A 16,045-nucleotide genomic window follows, 5' to 3' on the forward strand; every position below is an offset into this window, starting at 1 on the left:
CTTAAGTCACGCCATTATTCGACCTTGTCCGATGGCAACGGGAACTCCAGCACGGCGCGCAGGCCCGGATCATTGCCTTCAAGACGAAGTGCGCCACCGTGCAATTTCATCACAGCCTTGGCAAGACTTAAACCGAGTCCCGAGCCCGGCTGTGTGCGGCTTTCCTCAAGACGGACAAAACGTTCCGTTGCCTGTTCGCGTTTTTCTTCAGGAATACCGGGACCGTTATCGGCAACGATGATGCGGACCCAGTTCGGATCACGTTCCATCGAAAGACTCACGGTCGCGGTCCGCTCATCACCACCCGCATATTTAATTGCATTGTCCACGAGATTGGAAATCGTCTGCCCGACCAGTTCGCGATTGATATGAAGCGCAACTTCATCGAGATCGCCAAGTGTCAGGTTCACGCCCACGTCCTCGGCAACGGGCTCATACATTTCGGCCACGTCGCGAAGGATCGGCGCTACCGGCATATTCTCCAGACTTTCGGACGAATAACCTGCTTCAAGACGCGAAATCATCAGGATCGCGTTGAAGGTCCGGATCAGTTGATCCGACTCGCCAATGATATCTTCAAGCGCTTCACGATATTCAGGCCCCGCCTTCTTGCCGGAAAGAGCTTCTTCCGCGCGGTTACGCAGACGCGTCAGCGGCGTTTTAAGATCATGTGCGATGTTATCGGAGACCTGTTTCAGCCCCTCGTTCAATTCCAGAATTTTGCCGAGCATGACGTTGAGATTGCTTGACAGGCGATCGAACTCGTCACCGGAGCCATTGACCGGAAGCCTCCCGGTCAAGTCGCCTTCCATAATGCGCTGCGACGCGCGCGAAACCTCATCAATGCGCTTCAATGCACGGCGCCCGACTACCAGCCAGATCAAGAGCGCGCCAACACCCATGATGCCCAGCGCCAGCATCAGCGACTGGCGAATAACATCGCGGAACCGTTCTGGTTCACCCAGATCGCGCCCGACCAGAAGCCGCATGCCGTTCGGCAATGCAATAACGACTGCAATGGCGCGATGTTCCGTTTCCGTGCCCTGCTCGCCATAGCGCCGATATTTGAACCCGCGCTCGATAACGCCATCGGTGTCCAGAACACCGGGTTCTACGCTTTCAACATTGCCTGCAAGGATGCGGCCTGTCGGGTCGGCCACCAGATAGAGGTAAGCACCTGGCTGGCGTGAACGATAGTCGATTGTGCGCACGAGCTGCGGGATGCCGCCTCGCGCATAGCTTTTGCCGATGCTGCCGACTTCTTCGCCCAGCGACTGCTGGGTCTGCGCTGCCAGCATGGAGGCCGATAAATTGGTCATGTAGAAAACCAACGCTATCGCACCCACGATGAAGAGCAGCAGATAGAGCGTTGATAGTCGAACAGCGGTTGTGCGCATGAGCGCTGAGAAGCGGCTCATCAATCCACCTTGGCGGCTGCAGATTGTTTCGCTCGCCCTGCCTTCAACATGTAACCGGCGCCACGCACAGTATGAAGCAGCGGACCGTCAAAGCCCTTCTCGATTTTCGAACGCAGCCGCGAGATATGCACGTCGATCACATTGGTCTGCGGATCGAAGTGATAATCCCAGACGTTTTCAAGCAACATCGTGCGCGTGACGACCTGTCCGGCATGGCGCATCAGATATTCGAGAAGACGAAACTCGCGGGGCTGAAGCGTGATATCTACATCCTGACGGCGCGCAGTATGCGCAAGCCGGTCAAGCTCCAGATCACCGACGCGGTAGATCGTGTCCGCCTCACGCGGGCTGGAACGACGCTGCAGGACCTCGACGCGAGCCAACAGTTCGGAAAATGCATAGGGTTTGGTCAGGTAGTCGTCACCACCGGCGCGCAAGCCCGTGACGCGGTCATCCACTTCGCCGAGCGCGGAAAGGATCAGGACCGGGGTTTCCATACCCCTGGCGCGCAGACCAGCCACGACGGACAAGCCATCGCGCTTTGGCAGCATACGGTCGACTACGAGGACATCGTAGCTTCCATTCTCGGCCAGCGTATAGCCGGTTTCGCCGTCTCCGGCGATATCGGCGGAATGTCCGGCCTCGGTGAAGGCCTTCTCCAGATAGCGGGCCGCTTCGCGGTCATCTTCAATAACGAGAATCTTCATGGCGCTACTTATAATACCGTTTGATGATAAGGCGATGCCAGGCGGAGAACCGCCTGGCATCGAATAGCTAAGAGCCTTAAGGGGCTGCCGGTCATCATCCCTGATCGATCGGCAGGGCCACAAAGCGGCTCTGATCGTTGCTCTGCAATTGCAGCAGCACTGCCTTGCGACCCGACTTGGCGGCTTCGCTGATGGCGTTGTTGATATCCTTGGCGCTCTTCACCGTCTGGTTATTGACGCTCATGATGATATCGCCGGAACGGATACCGCGATCGGAGGCATCGCTGTCGGGATCGACATCGGTTACCACTACGCCGTTACCGTCTTCGGACGGGGTCACGGTCAGGCCATAGGAGTCGAGGGCCTCGTTCTGACCACCGCCATTGTCGCCCAAGGCGCTGGCTGCCTTGCCGAGATCGCCCGGCATCGCTTCAATGGTGATATCGACTTCCTCGGCCTTGTTCTTGCGCCAGACGGTGAGTGCCGCCTTTTCGCCAGGAACAATGCCAGCAACCTTGCGTGCCAGATCGCGCGGATCCTGCACGGTTTCGCCATTGACAGCCGTGATCACATCACCGGACTGGATGCCCGCCTTGGCAGCAGGACCGTCCTTCTGCGGCGACGCAACGATTGCACCCTTCTCTTCGGCAAGGCCGAGCGAAGCAGCAATATCCTTCGTCACCGGCTGAATCTGAACACCGATCCAGCCACGTTCCACCGAGCCCTTCTTGATGAGCTGGTCAACAACCTGCTTAGCGGTCGAGGCTGGGATTGCGAAGGCAATGCCCACGCTGCCGCCCGAAGGCGAGAAGATGGCGGTGTTGATGCCGATCACCTGACCAGACAGGTTGAAGGCCGGACCACCGGAATTACCCTTGTTCACAGCCGCGTCGATCTGGATGAAGTCATCGTAAGGACCGGCGCCGATATCACGGCCACGAGCCGATACAATACCCGACGTCACCGTGCCGCCAAGGCCGAACGGGTTGCCGACAGCCACGACCCAGTCGCCGACGCGAATCTTGTTGTCATCGCCAAATGCAACATAGGTGAACTTCTGCTTCGGATCGTTGACCTTCAGCACCGCCAGATCTGTGCGCGGATCGGTGCCGATCAGCTTCGCGTCAAGTTCCGTGCCGTCATCCATGACAACGCTATATGCATCGCCATCGGAAACGACGTGATTGTTGGTTACGACATAGCCGTCTTCGGAAATGAAGAAGCCGGAACCCTGAGCGACCGGACGTTCATGACCGGGGCGCGGGCCACGCTTGCCGGGGCCGCGGCGATCCGGGCGAGCGTCGGGACGTGCATCGCCACGCGGGTCCATGCCGAAATCACGGAAGAAGCGCTTCAGCGGATGATCGTCCGGAAGCTGATCAAACCCGGGAGGGCCCGAGAACTGGCCACTGCCACCGCGATCAGCAGTTTGCTGCACGTCCTTCTTTACACGAACGCTGACGACAGCCGGACGAACCTTCTCAACAAGATCGGCAAAACCCGCAGCCTGCGGTGGTGGCGTTACCTGCACGGCTTCCGCGCGGGCGTCATTGAGCGCACCGAGCGGGCCGGTCGCGACAAAACCACCGGCGAGAACAGCCGATAGTGCAATCGCGGCAACGCCTTTGCGATAGTTGGAAATCCTGGCTCTGGACATTTATTTCTCCTTACGAGCAGCAATCCGGCCGTCCCTGATCCTTCAGGAAACGTGGACCTGTGAAACCTTTATAGAGCGTAAGATAGTCAGGGCTACCTTACCGCTCCGTTTCCACAACATGAAAGTTTCGTAAGGTTACGAATAACAACCGCAGGCGACCAGCGCTTATTTTCCGTCCAGCAGACGCGCGAGTTCCACCTTTTCGCTTTCGGTGAGCGGTTTAGGCGCTTCGCCTGCCTGTTTGCGTCCGCGAAAGGCAACAACCAGCGCGACCGCACCGATCAGAAGCACGGCGACAGGAAAGCCCCACAGAAGCACTGTGCGCGCATTGAGACGCGGCTTCAGAAGCACGAATTCGCCGTAACGGTCGACGATGAAATCCATGACCTGTTCGTCGCTATCGCCTTCTTTCAGCCGGTCACGGACGAGAACGCGAAGATCGCGGGCAAGCTCGGCATTGGAATCGTCGATGGATTCGTTCTGGCAGACCATGCAGCGCAGTTCGCCGGAAATGGTTCGCGCGCGCTTTTCAAGCGCCGGATCGGACAGGACTTCATCCGGATTGACTGCGAACGCCGCCGTCCCTTGAATAGCCAGAGCAGCACCGAGCAGGAGCGCCGCAAATGCCGAGCGCTTTCTCATGCTGTGGCCTCCGCTTCTTTCGACGCAGACTTGCGACTGCGCGAAGGTGCGCCAACCCGCAGGCGACGATCTGCAAGGGAAAACAGCGCACCCACCATCATCACGAGAGCGCCATACCAGATGAGTGTCACGTCAGGCTTCCACCAGATGCGAACGACGGCTGATCCATCGCCCGGTTCATCGCCAAGCGCGACATAGACCTGACTGAACCACAGGGTTTTGATGCCCGATTCAGTTGTTGGCATCTGGCGTGCTGGGAAAAAGCGCTTGGACGGCTCAATCTGCCCGAGACTGCGCGAGCTGGAATCGAGCAGCGTGAAAGTGCCCCGGTTTTCGGTGAAATTCGAACCGGTCAGCGGGCGCAGGCCGTCGAAGCGAAGTGTGTAATTCTGCACCTTGGCCGTGTCGCCCGGACGCATGATCAACACATTCTCAGTGCCAAACGTGGTCACGCTCACAATACCGAGCAGCGTTACGCCAAGCCCGATATGGGCGAGCGCCGTGCCAAAGACCGAACGTGGCAAACCCTTGAAGCGCGCAACTGCCTTGCCAGCGGATACCTTGCCGATGCCAGACTTGAGAACAAGATCCGTCAGGCTGCCGAAAATCAGCCATACGGCAAGCCCGGTACCGCAGGCAGCGAGAACCGATTTCGCCGATGTGCTCCACAGAACGATCGCCGCAGCCAGAAGCGAGAGCGCGAAAGCTGTCATCAGCCGCTGCGACACGCCGTAAAGATCACCGCGTTTCCAGGCGAGCAGCGGGCCGAAGGGAACCGCAAAAAGAAGCGGGATCATCAGCGGACCGAACGTCATGTTGAAGAACGGTGCGCCGACGGAAATCTTGTCGCCGGTCATCACTTCCAGCAGCAGCGGGTAGAGCGTACCGATCAGCACAGTTGCGGCAGCGGTCGTCAGAAACAGATTGTTGAAGACGAGCGCGCCTTCGCGCGAAATCGGGTGGAAGATGCCGCCTGCCGTCAGGCTCTGCACGCGAAATGCGAAAAGCGACAGCGATCCGCCAATGAAAATTGCAAGGATCGCCAGAATGAAAAGACCGCGCCCCGGATCGGTGGCGAAGCTGTGAACCGAGGTCAGAACACCGGAGCGGACAAGGAATGTACCAAGCAGCGACAGCGAGAAAGTGAGGATCGCAAGCAGCACGGTCCAGATTTTCAGCGCCGAGCGTTTTTCCATCACGAGAGCCGAATGAAGCAATGCGGTGCCGACCAGCCACGGCATGAACGAAGCGTTTTCGACCGGGTCCCAGAACCACCAGCCGCCCCAGCCAAGCTCGTAATAGGCCCAGTAAGAACCCATGGCGATGCCACCAGTCAGGAACATCCAGGCCACGAGGGCCCACGGACGTACCCAGCGCGCCCATGCAGCATCGAGACGCCCCTCGAGCAGTGCCGCTACGGCAAAGGAAAAGCATACCGAAAAACCGACATAGCCGAGATAGAGCAGCGGCGGATGGATCGCGAGACCGATATCCTGAAGGATCGGATTGAGATCACCGCCCTCCATCGGAGCCGGAAAAATGCGGGTGAACGGGTTCGAGGTGAACACAATGAATGCCAGAAATGCGACACCGATCCAGCCCTGCACGGCAAGGACATTGGCGCGCAATGTTTCAGGCAGATTGCCAGAAAATGCAGCGACCAGCGCACTGAAAAAGGTGAGAATGAACACCCACAGCAGCATTGAGCCTTCGTGATTGCCCCAGACGCCCGTGATTTTGTAGAGGAGCGGCTTTTGCGAATGCGAGTTCTCAACCACGTTCAGGACCGAGAAATCCGACACGACATAGGCATGGACAAGCACCGCCGATGCAAGGCAGATCAACGCGAAGACTGCAATTGCCGTCGGCGCCGCGACTGACATGAGCTGCGTATCCCGGCGATGCGCACCAACCACCGGCACGATCGATTGGACAATCGACAGGGCCAGTGCCAGAACCAGAGCGAAATGGCCGATCTCGACACTCATCTGCAGTCTCCATCAAGCATCTGCCGGACCACCGGTCCGATACGAAATGCCCTAGTTTTTATTTGCCTTCCCAGACGCCCTTTTCCTTCAGGCTGTCGGCAAGGTCCTTGGGAACGTAATTCTCATCGTGCTTCGCCAGCACATTATCGGCGCGGAACACGCCATCGTCTCCGAAGCGCCCTTCGGCGACAACGCCCTGTCCTTCGCGGAAGAGATCGGGCGGAATACCCTCGAACACGACCTTCACGGTCTTGATCGTATCGGTCACTGTAAAGCGCAGCTCGCTGCCCTCGCGGCTGACGGACCCTTCCTCGACGAGGCCACCGAGACGGAACCGCGAGCCGGAGGCCATATCCTGTTCCGTCAGGTCGGCAGGTGTACGGAAGAAGCGAATGTCCTGACTAAAGGCCATCAGCATCAATCCAACCGCTACGGCCAGAACCGCCAGTGCGCCGCCGATCAGGAACAGGCGCTTGCGCTTTCTTTGGCTGACGGTTCGGGCAAAATTACCCGCCGGTTTGGCACCACGTGCGTTGTCTTCTGCGGTCGCGCTCATTTTTGTGCGTTCCCTGTCTCCAGTCCAAGACCGGCTGCGAAACTCTGCAAGTTCGTCCGGCTTTCGCCCTGAAGGGCTGTCATGCCGCGATTGAGAGCGTCCAGCGCTGCATCGCGACGGTTGAGGATCATATAGGAGCGCACGAGACGCTTCCAGCCTTCGACATCCCCACTATTCTGGCGAAGACTTTCATCAAGACGTTGAACCATGCCTTCGATCATCGCCTGCCGGTCCTCCGGGCTGAGCGACGAAGCGGCATCGACATCATCCGCTGTCGGCCCTTTCGGCTGCTTTGCACCGTTGGAAGCAGGGTTACGAAGCCGGGCGATAGCCTGTTCGATCTGACCGCGCCACGGCGCATCGGCCGGCGCCTTGTCGAGGAACGCCTGCAGGCGATTGGCGGCTATATCCATACGACCGTCCTGCATCTCGCCCTGTGCGAGGTAGAACTGCGGGCGAACATCATTCGGTTCGAGATCGGCAGCTTTCTTGAAAAAGCCTTCAGCCTCGGCGGTCACGGTGCCGCCCGAAGCGGTTGCCAGTGCTTCACCCAATCCCAAAACGCGTGGGAAATTCTCACCGGCGATGCGAATGGAGCTGCGATAGGCATTGACGGCATCAGCGGCGCGACCAAGCCGCAGATAGATCGGCGCCAGCACGTCCCATCCACGCACATCGCCCGGATTTTGCGCCAGATGCGCTTCGGCACGCGCTACCAGTTCATCGACAGAGCCGCGATTCGCACTGGCCGAAAGCCGTTCGGCGAGCGGCATGGAAGGCATGTCCGGTTTGCCGAAAAGCGGATAGATGCCCCAGGCGATCAGCGGCACTGCAAGCACGGCGATGAAAGCCAGCATCCGGCCCGGCACTGCCTTGCCCGCGGCTTCCGCAGCTTCCTTGCCGGACTTTTCAGCATTCAAAATGCGACGCGAGATTTCGATGCGTGCCTGTTCGGCGCTCTGCGGGTCGATCATGCCGCGTGCAGCGTCGGCTTCGACCTCGCGCAACTGATCCCGATAGACCTCAAGATCGTTCTTTTCAGCGGGCAAGAATGCCTGCTTGCGCCGCGTGAGAGGCAACAAAACAGCCAGAGTGGCTGCCAATGTCAGTAATGCTGCAATAAGCCAGAATCCCATGGCTACGACTTAAGCGCAGCCAAGGGAAAAACCAACTACTACCTGCAGTAAGTTGCTACCTAGGGCAATTCGCCGCAAAGGTAGGACGCGAGAGTTACGTCAGAGGAGTCCAGCTGCCGTCTGGATTGCGACATGCTGTTCCACGGGAAGTCTGCTGCGACCCGCCGATGTTGAAGCTGTGCGAATACTGGCGGCAATTCTGAGAGCCGACCTGATAAGGCTGCGCCGCCGTCACGTCGCCGGAATTCGACCCGCTCCCGCTCCAGGATACGGCCTTACCTGCCGGTGAATATTCAAGCGCACGATATTCAGCCTCAAGGGCCTTCTTGCGGTCGGCTGCGTTCAGCTGATTTGCGGCGCTGCCAAGGAGACCGTTTCCAAGAGACGTCAACAGGCTGGTTTCGGGCTTCTGTTCCGTAGAACCACCGCCCAGCGAAGCAAGACCAGTGCCCTTGCCGGTCGTGCCACAGGCTGACAATGCGAGCGCCACGGCAAGCATCATCGAAGCGACTGAAACTGGGTGAGAAAACCTGGATACCATCATCATAACAACCGGCCTTCATAAACAATTAGCATGCACACTATATCGGCATGTGACTTTTCCAGTTTATCTTCTAGTTGGCTTTCGACCAAAAACAACCTTCAATCTTCCGTCAGCGGCAACACGATCCGAACACCCAATCCACCAAACGCACTCTTGCCCAGATGCAGGCTGCCGCCATATTCGCGAACGGTATCCTGCACGATTGCCAGCCCAAGCCCCGTTCCCGGTTTTGTTTCATCGACGCGGCTGCCGCGCTTCAGCGCTGCCTCGATATTGTCTGATGCCAGATCTGGACCGTCATCTTCTATCAGGACTTCAAACTGCCGTTGCTCCCCAGAAATAGGGGCAAGCCCGATATTGATACGTTTGCGGCCCCATTTGCCCGCATTCTCCAGCAGATTCCCGACGATCTCTTCCAGATCTTCCCTTTCGCCAGCAAAGACCGCATTGGGCAGTTCATTCCTGAAGTTAACGCTGAAAGCCGGATTGAGTTTCGCCGTGACGCGCTGCATGCGTTCGAGAACCGGCGTCACAGGTGTACGGAACACCACACTGCCACGCTGCGCGGCAATGCGCGCGCGCTGCAGATAGTGCTGTATCTGCACCTGCATCGCCTCGCTCTGTTCCTGAACAATGCGTCCATGTTCACCACCCATGCTCCGTGCTTCATTGACCAGCACGGAAAGCGGGGTTTTGAGAGAATGGGCGAGATTGCCGACCTGCGTTCGCGACCGTTCGACAATACGGCGATTGTTTTCGATCAGCGCATTCATTTCACTGGCGAGCGGCGCAATTTCGACAGGCAGCGACGCATCGAGCTTGGACGAACGTCCCTCGCGAATATCGGCCAGCGCTTGACGCACCTTGTCGAGCGGACGCAGGCCGAACAGGATCACAGCGGCATTGATGAGGATACTGCCGATGCCGAAAATCGCCAGATAGGTCGCGAGGCTGGTTCTGAAATCGGATATCTCCTTCAGAACCTCGCTGAGATTGCCCATGACACGAAAACGCGCAACGCGATTGGCAGTATCCAGAACCACTTCGGTTTCAACGATGAAGAGCTCCTCGCCGTTGAGGCCGGGCAAGGTGTAGCTACGCATGAAGGAACTGTCAAAGGGTGCCTGCGAGACCGGCATTTCAGGTACGATGCGCCCTATCAGCGATGGCGATTGCAATTTTCCGGTCAGGTTCGGCGTGACGGGATCGACGGACCAGTACCAACCGGAGAGCGGGCTGGAATAGCGTAATTCGCCCAGTTCCGGGCGCCCCTGCAAGGAGCCCTCGCCCGACGTGCTGACGGCACCGACCAGACTGAACAGGTGGGCGGTCAACAGGCGTTCAAAATTGCTGCGCGCAGCTTCGCCATAAAGTGAGCCGATGAAAGTCGCCACCACCACAAGTGCCACGATGACCCAGATCGTCGAAAGAGTAACGACGCGGACTGCGAGCGAACGTAGCGGAGGAAAGACGCTAAGAAGCTTCAGCTGTCATCGCCTTTCGTTTCGTCCCCGCCCTCTTCAGAGCGGATGCGATAGCCCATGCCGCGCACGGTCTCGATCAGGTCGACACCCATTTTCTTGCGCAAGCGACCGACAAAGACTTCAATCGTATTGGAATCGCGGTCAAAATCCTGATCGTAGAGATGTTCGATCAGTTCAGTACGCGAGACCACCTCATCCATATGGTGCATCAGATAGGACAGAAGCCGATATTCGTGCGAGGTAAGCTTGAGCGCAACGCCGTTGACACTTGCCTTCGACGTTTTCGTATCAAGATAGAGCGGCCCGCAGACGAGTTCCGACGAAGCATGTCCCGCAGCGCGGCGGATCAGCGCGCGCAACCGCGCAAGCACTTCCTCGATATGAAAGGGCTTGGCCACATAATCGTCGGCTCCGGCGTCAATACCGGCAACCTTGTCGCTCCAGCGATCGCGGGCCGTAAGCATGAGAACAGGCATTGTACGCCCGCTGCGCCGCCAACGCTCCACGACGCTGATGCCATCCATACGCGGCAGGCCGATGTCGAGCACCACAGCATCATAGGGCTCCGTATCGCCGAGATAATGCCCTTCCTCGCCGTCATAGGCACGGTCGACCACATAACCGGCAGCAGCCATTGCTTCGGAAAGCTGCCGGTTCAGGTCCTTGTCGTCTTCAACGATCAGGATACGCAAGCGGACATTCTCCCTCAATCTACGAAAAACAGCGGCAAAAGCTGTAGTTATTGAGCGGGAACAGCCACTTCAACGCGGCGTGGACGCTCGCCATCGCGGCCTGGCACAAGCACCACGACCACGCACATGGGACGCCCGTTCTGAGTCGTGGCGGTGGCCTTGGCAAGCTGACCGCCCTGCTGGGCAGCCACCTGTTCGCCGACCGCCGCACAATCTCCGGCGGCAGCGACAATGAGATTGGATTTCTGCGGCGCAGTCATCGGCAAGGCACCGGCATCGACCGGCAGCAAGCCAATACTAACCGCTAGAAGCGCGAAAACTTTGAGTGCAGAATTTTGTTTCATCATGCCGCCTTATATAGCGCCCCACAGCTGAACGATGCATGAACAACCATTCCTCTTCCGGGCCCAAAGGAAAATTCAGCCCCTGACTATCACGCTTTGTGAAATTATGAAATGCGTGAAGTGCCTTCTATACGACCGATTACCGTAACAATTCCGACAATTGCGGTCGCCTGTTGTAGCAGAATATCCGTTAAAGCATCCTGATCGATCAAGACGGTTGCGGTTCCGGAAGCACTAGAGAATGATTAAAAAACGAAACGAAACGAAACCAGTTGAACCAGGATCGACCAAGGCCATCCTCTATCTCAACCAATGAGCCTTTCTTTCTGGGGAATTATTGTCGACATGCGGAGGACGACTGAACCTACATGTCCGTTCCTTGCCCAGACCCATACAACACTAAACAGGAATGCCATGGACGAGATCGGTCTGTCTTCTGACATATCGACAAGTGTCTAGGTCTGACTGCTTTTTGCTTCCTCTATAGCAAAACAGCTAGGGGGACACTTGATTCCCGAAAGGTGGCTGCCAAACTCTTCTTGAACACCGAGAACAGTATTTTACGATTTCATCCATCGTCAGGATTCGTCATCGTTTCTTTTTCTTCAGGAAGTAGCCCGGGTATAGGCGCATGTTTCAGTCGTTCGGACAAATGCTGAAAAACCCCGAGAACCGACCACGCCGCCAAGCTTGTAACCGCGGATCCTATCAACATCAGTTCCTCCCGGCCAAGCAATCCTCCAAGAACCAATACTTCTGAAATCTTGACGCCTGCTGCGCCACCGAAAACAATGCCACAGATCACGCCGACCGCGAAACGGATCGCAGCTTCTCGCTTTCCTCGCGGAGCCATATAGGCGAGCGACATAAAAGAGCCTGCCATTGCACCCGCCATCTTGGCGAACCAGATCCACGTAACCTCAGAGGTAAATATTGCATCCTTAAGGTCAATCATGATGGTTTCCTTTCATGTTGCAGACCCAGATGCCAACCGCATCGCATTTTTTCTGTCTATGAAAACTACTCCGCAAGTGTACTGCCCCACTGAACTCCGCCTCATGAGTTTAATCGGGAGTTTTGTTGCACTTGCGGCGCGGCGCGAGATCATCTTTTCGTTGTCCAAAGAGAAGAAGACCCAAATTGGCCAATGTCTCATTACGATTTTTGCGGCAAAAACTTTATCCTCGACCAGTGGACTCAAAAGACATCACCCTGAAAAGCCTCCACAGCTTTTCAGGGTGATGTTTGCATGCGTCGAAGGGAGATAAACCTGATTAGTCAGAACTCTTTGATTGTATATGAAACCTAGCAAAGCAGCGTTACGCAGTCAAGGATTATTTTCCTATAATTGATTTTATTCCTGACGCCAAAAAGCTGCGAGCGCCTTAACCATTTCACATGAGGTGTGGCTTATTTATCTGCTATGATGGAACGGTAATTTCGCCTTTCTCCGAAACCAACCATGCCGAAGTCAGTGTTCATGCGTAAAACGGCAGATAAAGACCCCGAAAGCGAGAAGCGCAAACCCTTCAGGGCGTCGCGCCTGATCGGGCTTGACGCATGGATCGATTCCACTCTCTACAGCCTGCGCTACAATCTCGGCGAGTGGTGGGAAAATATCACCATTTTCTCACGGCGTTTTCGCGTGCGCGGCTTCCGGCGTTTCGTGGTCGAAGTTCTCGATGAAGGGTTTACGCTCGGCGTTGGCGGTGCGGTGTTGATGCTCGTCCTCGCCCTGCCTGCCTTCGAGGAAACCAAGAAGGATTGGCGCGCGCAGGACGATTATGCCGTTACCTTCCTCGATCGCTACGGCAATGAAATCGGCCAGCGCGGCATTCTGCATCGTCAGGCCGTGCCCATCGACGAATTGCCGGATCACGTCATCAAGGCTGTGCTCGGCACCGAGGACCGGCGCTTCTTCGACCACTACGGCATTGATTTCTGGGGCCTGACTCGCGCACTCAGCCAGAACATGCGCGCCAATGGTGTCGTGCAAGGCGGCTCGACCATCACGCAGCAGCTTGCCAAGAACCTTTTTCTCTCCAACGAGCGCACCATCGAACGCAAGATCAAGGAAGCCTTCCTCGCGCTCTGGCTGGAAAGCAATCTCAGCAAGAAGGAAATCCTGCAGCTTTACCTCGACCGCGCCTATATGGGCGGAGGAACCTTCGGTATTGCTGCCGCTTCGGAATTCTATTTCGGCAAAAGCGTGAAGGATGTCTCGCTGGCACAAGCCGCGATGCTGGCCGGCCTTTTCAAGGCGCCCGCCAAGTTTGCGCCGCATGTCAATCTGCCCGCAGCGCGTGCGCGTGCCAATGTCGTGCTTTCCAACATGGTTGAAAGCGGCTTCCTGAGCGACGGACAAGTGGCCGTTGCACGCCGTCATCCGGCAAGCGTCATCGACCGCGCCAAGAATGAGAGCCCGGATTACTTCCTCGACTGGGCTTTCGAGGAGGTGAAAAAGGTCGCCGCCAAAATTCCACAGCACACATTGATCGTGCGCACGACGCTCGACCGCAACCTGCAGAAGGCGGCAGAGGAATCACTGGAGTATCATCTGCGCCAGTTCGGCAAGGATTATAATGCTGCAGAAGCTGCGACCGTGGTCATTGCCAATGACGGGTCTGTCCGTGCGCTTGTTGGCGGGCGGGACTACGGCGAAAGCCAGTTCAACCGCGCCACCAAGGCATTGCGGCAGGCCGGTTCGTCCTTCAAGCCCTATGTCTACGCGGCAGCGATGGAAAAGGGCCTGACGCCCAGCACCATCGTTTCGGATGGTCCGATCAGCTGGGGTAACTGGTCGCCTCGTAATTACGGCCGCAGTTTTGCCGGTCGTGTGGACCTGACGACCGCACTTGTCCGTTCATTGAACAGCGTACCGGTGCGGCTGGCGCGCGATTATCTGACCACAGCCCCCATCGTAGCCCTCACCAAGGCGATGGGCGTGGAATCGCCGATCTCGTCACACAAGACCATGGTGCTCGGCACATCGGAAATGACGGTGATGGATCAGGCCACCGGCTTCAACGTGTTTCCGAATGCGGGCATGGCCGGTAACCGTCATGCATTTACGCAGATCGTTTCGTCGGAAGGCAAGGTTTTGTGGGACTTTGGTCGCGATGCACCGAAGCCGCACAGGGCGCTGTCGGAAAAGGCCGCACTCGAAATGAATTCCATGCTGGTGCAGGTGCCCGAACGCGGCACCGGACGCCGGGCGGCATTGCCGATGACGCGGGTGGGTGGCAAGACCGGCACGACACAGAACTATCGCGATGCATGGTTCGTCGGCTTCACCGGCAATTTCACGGCGGCTGTCTGGTTCGGCAATGATAATTTCACGCCGATGAAAGACCTGACCGGCGGCATCCTGCCAGCCATGGCCTGGCAGCGCATGATGGCCTATGCGCACCAGAATATCGAGTTGAAGCCAATACCCGGCGTTACTCCGCCTTTCCCGGCGCCGCCCAAGAAGAGCGAGCCGCAAGTGGCAAATGCCAAGCCGGAAGAAACCATGGCAGCACCGCCGCGCATACTCTCGCCCATGTCGACAAAAGTTATCAAAGAACTGCATGACCGCTTCCTTGCGGCTCCGCCTCTGCCTAAGATCGCCGAACGCACGAAAATATCGGTACTCTGAGGGGCGATGTTCAAAAGGATATTCAACTCGGCGATTGTGCTTGTGCTGGCGCTTGGCGGCGGCATCTGGAGCGTCGACAAGGTTCTCGACCGGTTTGAAGGTTTCGGAGAACTTCGTGTCGGGGTCTGGAGCGCCTATCCGGCGGCAGGCACACCCGATGCCGACCCCTATTCGAAGGCCCGCGCGGCCCGCAAAGCCTATCTGGCGCTTGGAACGGCGGAAGGTCTTCCATTCTATGCGCGCAGCGACAACAGCGGGCGCACCCTCAGGCGCGGCTGCACCTATCGCCTGAGTGGCTTGACGCCACCGGCCCGATTCTGGACCGTCTTTCCCGCCTCACCTGATCTCGAACCGATCCCGCCGCGCGAAGGACTGCAGGCAGCGCTGCATTCCCGCGAAGTGCTTTATGACGATGACGGCAGCGTCACAATCACCATCGGCCCCGATGCAGCTTCCGGCAACTGGTTGCCAGTGGAAGGAAGCGGCGATTTCGTTCTTGTCATGACGCTCTATGATACGCCTGCGGCATCATCCTCCGGCCTCTCCGATCTGGTGATGCCAGGTCTCACCCGTGTTCCGGGTGCAAACAAGGGGGCGTGCCGTGGCTAGAATTCTCCACCTCGTTCTCCTCGGCATCGTCGGTGCCGCGATTGTGCATATCGCAGTCCTTTTCCTCGTTCCTTTCTATTCCGACAAGAACGCCTGGTCGCGGATCGAAACCGGAAGCGAGCCATACCGTTTCCACAGGCTGGACGAAAAGACCGGCCCGGTCAGCGACAGCGACCCGCTGGTACAGGAAGCCACCTGTCGCTTCGATCTTGCCGATGGTCCCGTGCACATCACGACCGGGGCAAATGTGCCCTATTGGTCGCTCTCGATCTATGCGCCCAACGGAGACAATCTCTATAGCCTCAACGACAGCGTTTCCAACGAACGCAAGCTCGATCTGATCCTTGCCGATCCCATCGGCATGGCAAGTCTGCGCTCGGATGGTTCGCAAGCCGATGCACGTTCCATCCTGATTGAGCAGAATATCGGCGAAGGTGCCGCCGTGCTGCGCGTTTTCGTGCCTGACGCGACGTGGAACACGGAAGTGCGGCGCTTCTTTGCGGAGGCGGAATGCGCGCCGTTTGAAGGGCTCTAGATACCCGACCCAAATGCTGTTTCTTTATGGCACGGTTAATGAGTTGCTAAGGCTTCAACGCTACTATCCGGAATACCGACCCATGCGGGGTGCATT

General features: G+C 57.6%; 15 protein-coding genes. 3 read left to right on the top strand and 12 right to left on the bottom strand.

Features of this window, described 5'->3' with window-relative positions:
- Positions 1 to 14: 14 nt before the first annotated feature.
- From OANT_RS13825 to OANT_RS13880, 12 genes are all read right to left on the bottom strand, one after another.
- Positions 15 to 1,421, bottom strand: a complete 1,407-nt coding sequence (locus OANT_RS13825) for a sensor histidine kinase (RefSeq protein WP_172488790.1) — start codon at positions 1,419 to 1,421, stop codon at positions 15 to 17.
- A complete protein-coding gene (locus tag OANT_RS13830; protein WP_010661601.1) occupies positions 1,418 to 2,125 on the bottom strand; it encodes a response regulator transcription factor in 708 nt (235 codons plus the stop codon). The genes OANT_RS13825 and OANT_RS13830 overlap by 4 nt, the downstream gene beginning before the upstream one ends.
- 94 nt (positions 2,126 to 2,219) lie before the next feature.
- Positions 2,220 to 3,782, bottom strand: a complete 1,563-nt coding sequence (locus OANT_RS13835; RefSeq protein ID WP_012092440.1) for a Do family serine endopeptidase — start codon at positions 3,780 to 3,782, stop codon at positions 2,220 to 2,222.
- 165 nt (positions 3,783 to 3,947) lie between these two features.
- Positions 3,948 to 4,424, bottom strand: a complete 477-nt coding sequence (locus OANT_RS13840; RefSeq protein WP_012092441.1) for a cytochrome c-type biogenesis protein — start codon at positions 4,422 to 4,424, stop codon at positions 3,948 to 3,950.
- Complete coding sequence (locus tag OANT_RS13845) at positions 4,421 to 6,412, bottom strand: heme lyase CcmF/NrfE family subunit (RefSeq protein ID WP_012092442.1); 1,992 nt, start codon at positions 6,410 to 6,412, stop codon at positions 4,421 to 4,423. The genes OANT_RS13840 and OANT_RS13845 overlap by 4 nt, the downstream gene beginning before the upstream one ends.
- Positions 6,413 to 6,470: 58 nt before the next feature.
- Positions 6,471 to 6,968: a cytochrome c maturation protein CcmE gene (gene ccmE / locus OANT_RS13850; RefSeq protein WP_010661597.1), complete on the bottom strand. Its 498-nt coding sequence runs from the start codon at positions 6,966 to 6,968 to the stop codon at positions 6,471 to 6,473.
- Positions 6,965 to 8,104 carry a c-type cytochrome biogenesis protein CcmI gene (gene ccmI, locus OANT_RS13855; protein WP_012092443.1) on the bottom strand — a complete coding sequence of 380 codons (1,140 nt, stop codon included), beginning with the start codon at positions 8,102 to 8,104 and terminating at the stop codon, positions 6,965 to 6,967. Before ccmI ends, ccmE begins: the two co-directional genes overlap by 4 nt.
- Before the next feature lie 94 nt (positions 8,105 to 8,198).
- Positions 8,199 to 8,651, bottom strand: coding sequence for an RT0821/Lpp0805 family surface protein (locus tag OANT_RS13860; RefSeq protein ID WP_012092444.1), 453 nt, complete (start codon positions 8,649 to 8,651; stop codon positions 8,199 to 8,201).
- Positions 8,652 to 8,746: 95 nt separating this feature from the next.
- Positions 8,747 to 10,057: an ATP-binding protein gene (locus OANT_RS13865; protein ID WP_012092445.1), complete on the bottom strand. Its 1,311-nt coding sequence runs from the start codon at positions 10,055 to 10,057 to the stop codon at positions 8,747 to 8,749.
- A gap of 74 nt (positions 10,058 to 10,131) precedes the next feature.
- Positions 10,132 to 10,824, bottom strand: a complete 693-nt coding sequence (locus tag OANT_RS13870) for a response regulator transcription factor (RefSeq protein ID WP_012092446.1) — start codon at positions 10,822 to 10,824, stop codon at positions 10,132 to 10,134.
- Positions 10,825 to 10,871: 47 nt separating this feature from the next.
- Positions 10,872 to 11,168 carry a hypothetical protein gene (locus OANT_RS13875; RefSeq protein ID WP_010661592.1) on the bottom strand — a complete coding sequence of 99 codons (297 nt, stop codon included), beginning with the start codon at positions 11,166 to 11,168 and terminating at the stop codon, positions 10,872 to 10,874.
- A 568-nt stretch (positions 11,169 to 11,736) separates the two neighbouring features.
- Positions 11,737 to 12,123, bottom strand: a complete 387-nt coding sequence (locus OANT_RS13880) for a DUF6107 family protein (RefSeq protein WP_012092448.1) — start codon at positions 12,121 to 12,123, stop codon at positions 11,737 to 11,739.
- Positions 12,124 to 12,630: 507 nt separating this feature from the next.
- Between OANT_RS13880 and OANT_RS13890 the strand changes: the two genes are divergently transcribed.
- Genes OANT_RS13890 through OANT_RS13900 form a run of 3 tightly spaced genes read left to right on the top strand, consistent with a single transcriptional unit; the run spans position 12,631 to position 15,949 of the window.
- Positions 12,631 to 14,805, top strand: coding sequence for a transglycosylase domain-containing protein (locus tag OANT_RS13890; protein WP_012092449.1), 2,175 nt, complete (start codon positions 12,631 to 12,633; stop codon positions 14,803 to 14,805).
- A gap of 6 nt (positions 14,806 to 14,811) precedes the next feature.
- The gene (locus OANT_RS13895) at positions 14,812 to 15,414 is read left to right on the top strand and encodes a DUF1214 domain-containing protein (protein ID WP_012092450.1); all 603 of its coding nucleotides are present in this window, start codon (positions 14,812 to 14,814) and stop codon (positions 15,412 to 15,414) included.
- Positions 15,407 to 15,949: a DUF1254 domain-containing protein gene (locus tag OANT_RS13900; RefSeq protein ID WP_012092451.1), complete on the top strand. Its 543-nt coding sequence runs from the start codon at positions 15,407 to 15,409 to the stop codon at positions 15,947 to 15,949. The genes OANT_RS13895 and OANT_RS13900 overlap by 8 nt, the downstream gene beginning before the upstream one ends.
- Positions 15,950 to 16,045: the final 96 nt, after the last annotated feature.

Source organism: Brucella anthropi ATCC 49188, assembly GCF_000017405.1.
GTDB lineage: Bacteria > Pseudomonadota > Alphaproteobacteria > Rhizobiales > Rhizobiaceae > Brucella > Brucella anthropi.

Bases quoted from the DNA above. Each gene is read 5' to 3' on its own strand.
- OANT_RS13830 (WP_010661601.1), bottom strand. From the start codon at position 2,125: ATGAAGATTCTCGTTATTGAAGATGACCGCGAAGCGGCCCGCTATCTG.
- OANT_RS13835 (WP_012092440.1), bottom strand. From the start codon at position 3,782: ATGTCCAGAGCCAGGATTTCCAACTATCGCAAAGGCGTTGCCGCGATT.
- OANT_RS13840 (WP_012092441.1), bottom strand. From the start codon at position 4,424: ATGAGAAAGCGCTCGGCATTTGCGGCGCTCCTGCTCGGTGCTGCTCTG.
- OANT_RS13845 (WP_012092442.1), bottom strand. From the start codon at position 6,412: ATGAGTGTCGAGATCGGCCATTTCGCTCTGGTTCTGGCACTGGCCCTG.
- ccmE (WP_010661597.1), bottom strand. From the start codon at position 6,968: ATGAGCGCGACCGCAGAAGACAACGCACGTGGTGCCAAACCGGCGGGT.
- ccmI (WP_012092443.1), bottom strand. From the start codon at position 8,104: ATGGGATTCTGGCTTATTGCAGCATTACTGACATTGGCAGCCACTCTG.
- OANT_RS13860 (WP_012092444.1), bottom strand. From the start codon at position 8,651: ATGATGATGGTATCCAGGTTTTCTCACCCAGTTTCAGTCGCTTCGATG.
- OANT_RS13875 (WP_010661592.1), bottom strand. From the start codon at position 11,168: ATGAAACAAAATTCTGCACTCAAAGTTTTCGCGCTTCTAGCGGTTAGT.
- OANT_RS13880 (WP_012092448.1), bottom strand. From the start codon at position 12,123: ATGATTGACCTTAAGGATGCAATATTTACCTCTGAGGTTACGTGGATC.
- OANT_RS13890 (WP_012092449.1), top strand. From the start codon at position 12,631: ATGCCGAAGTCAGTGTTCATGCGTAAAACGGCAGATAAAGACCCCGAA.
- OANT_RS13895 (WP_012092450.1), top strand. From the start codon at position 14,812: ATGTTCAAAAGGATATTCAACTCGGCGATTGTGCTTGTGCTGGCGCTT.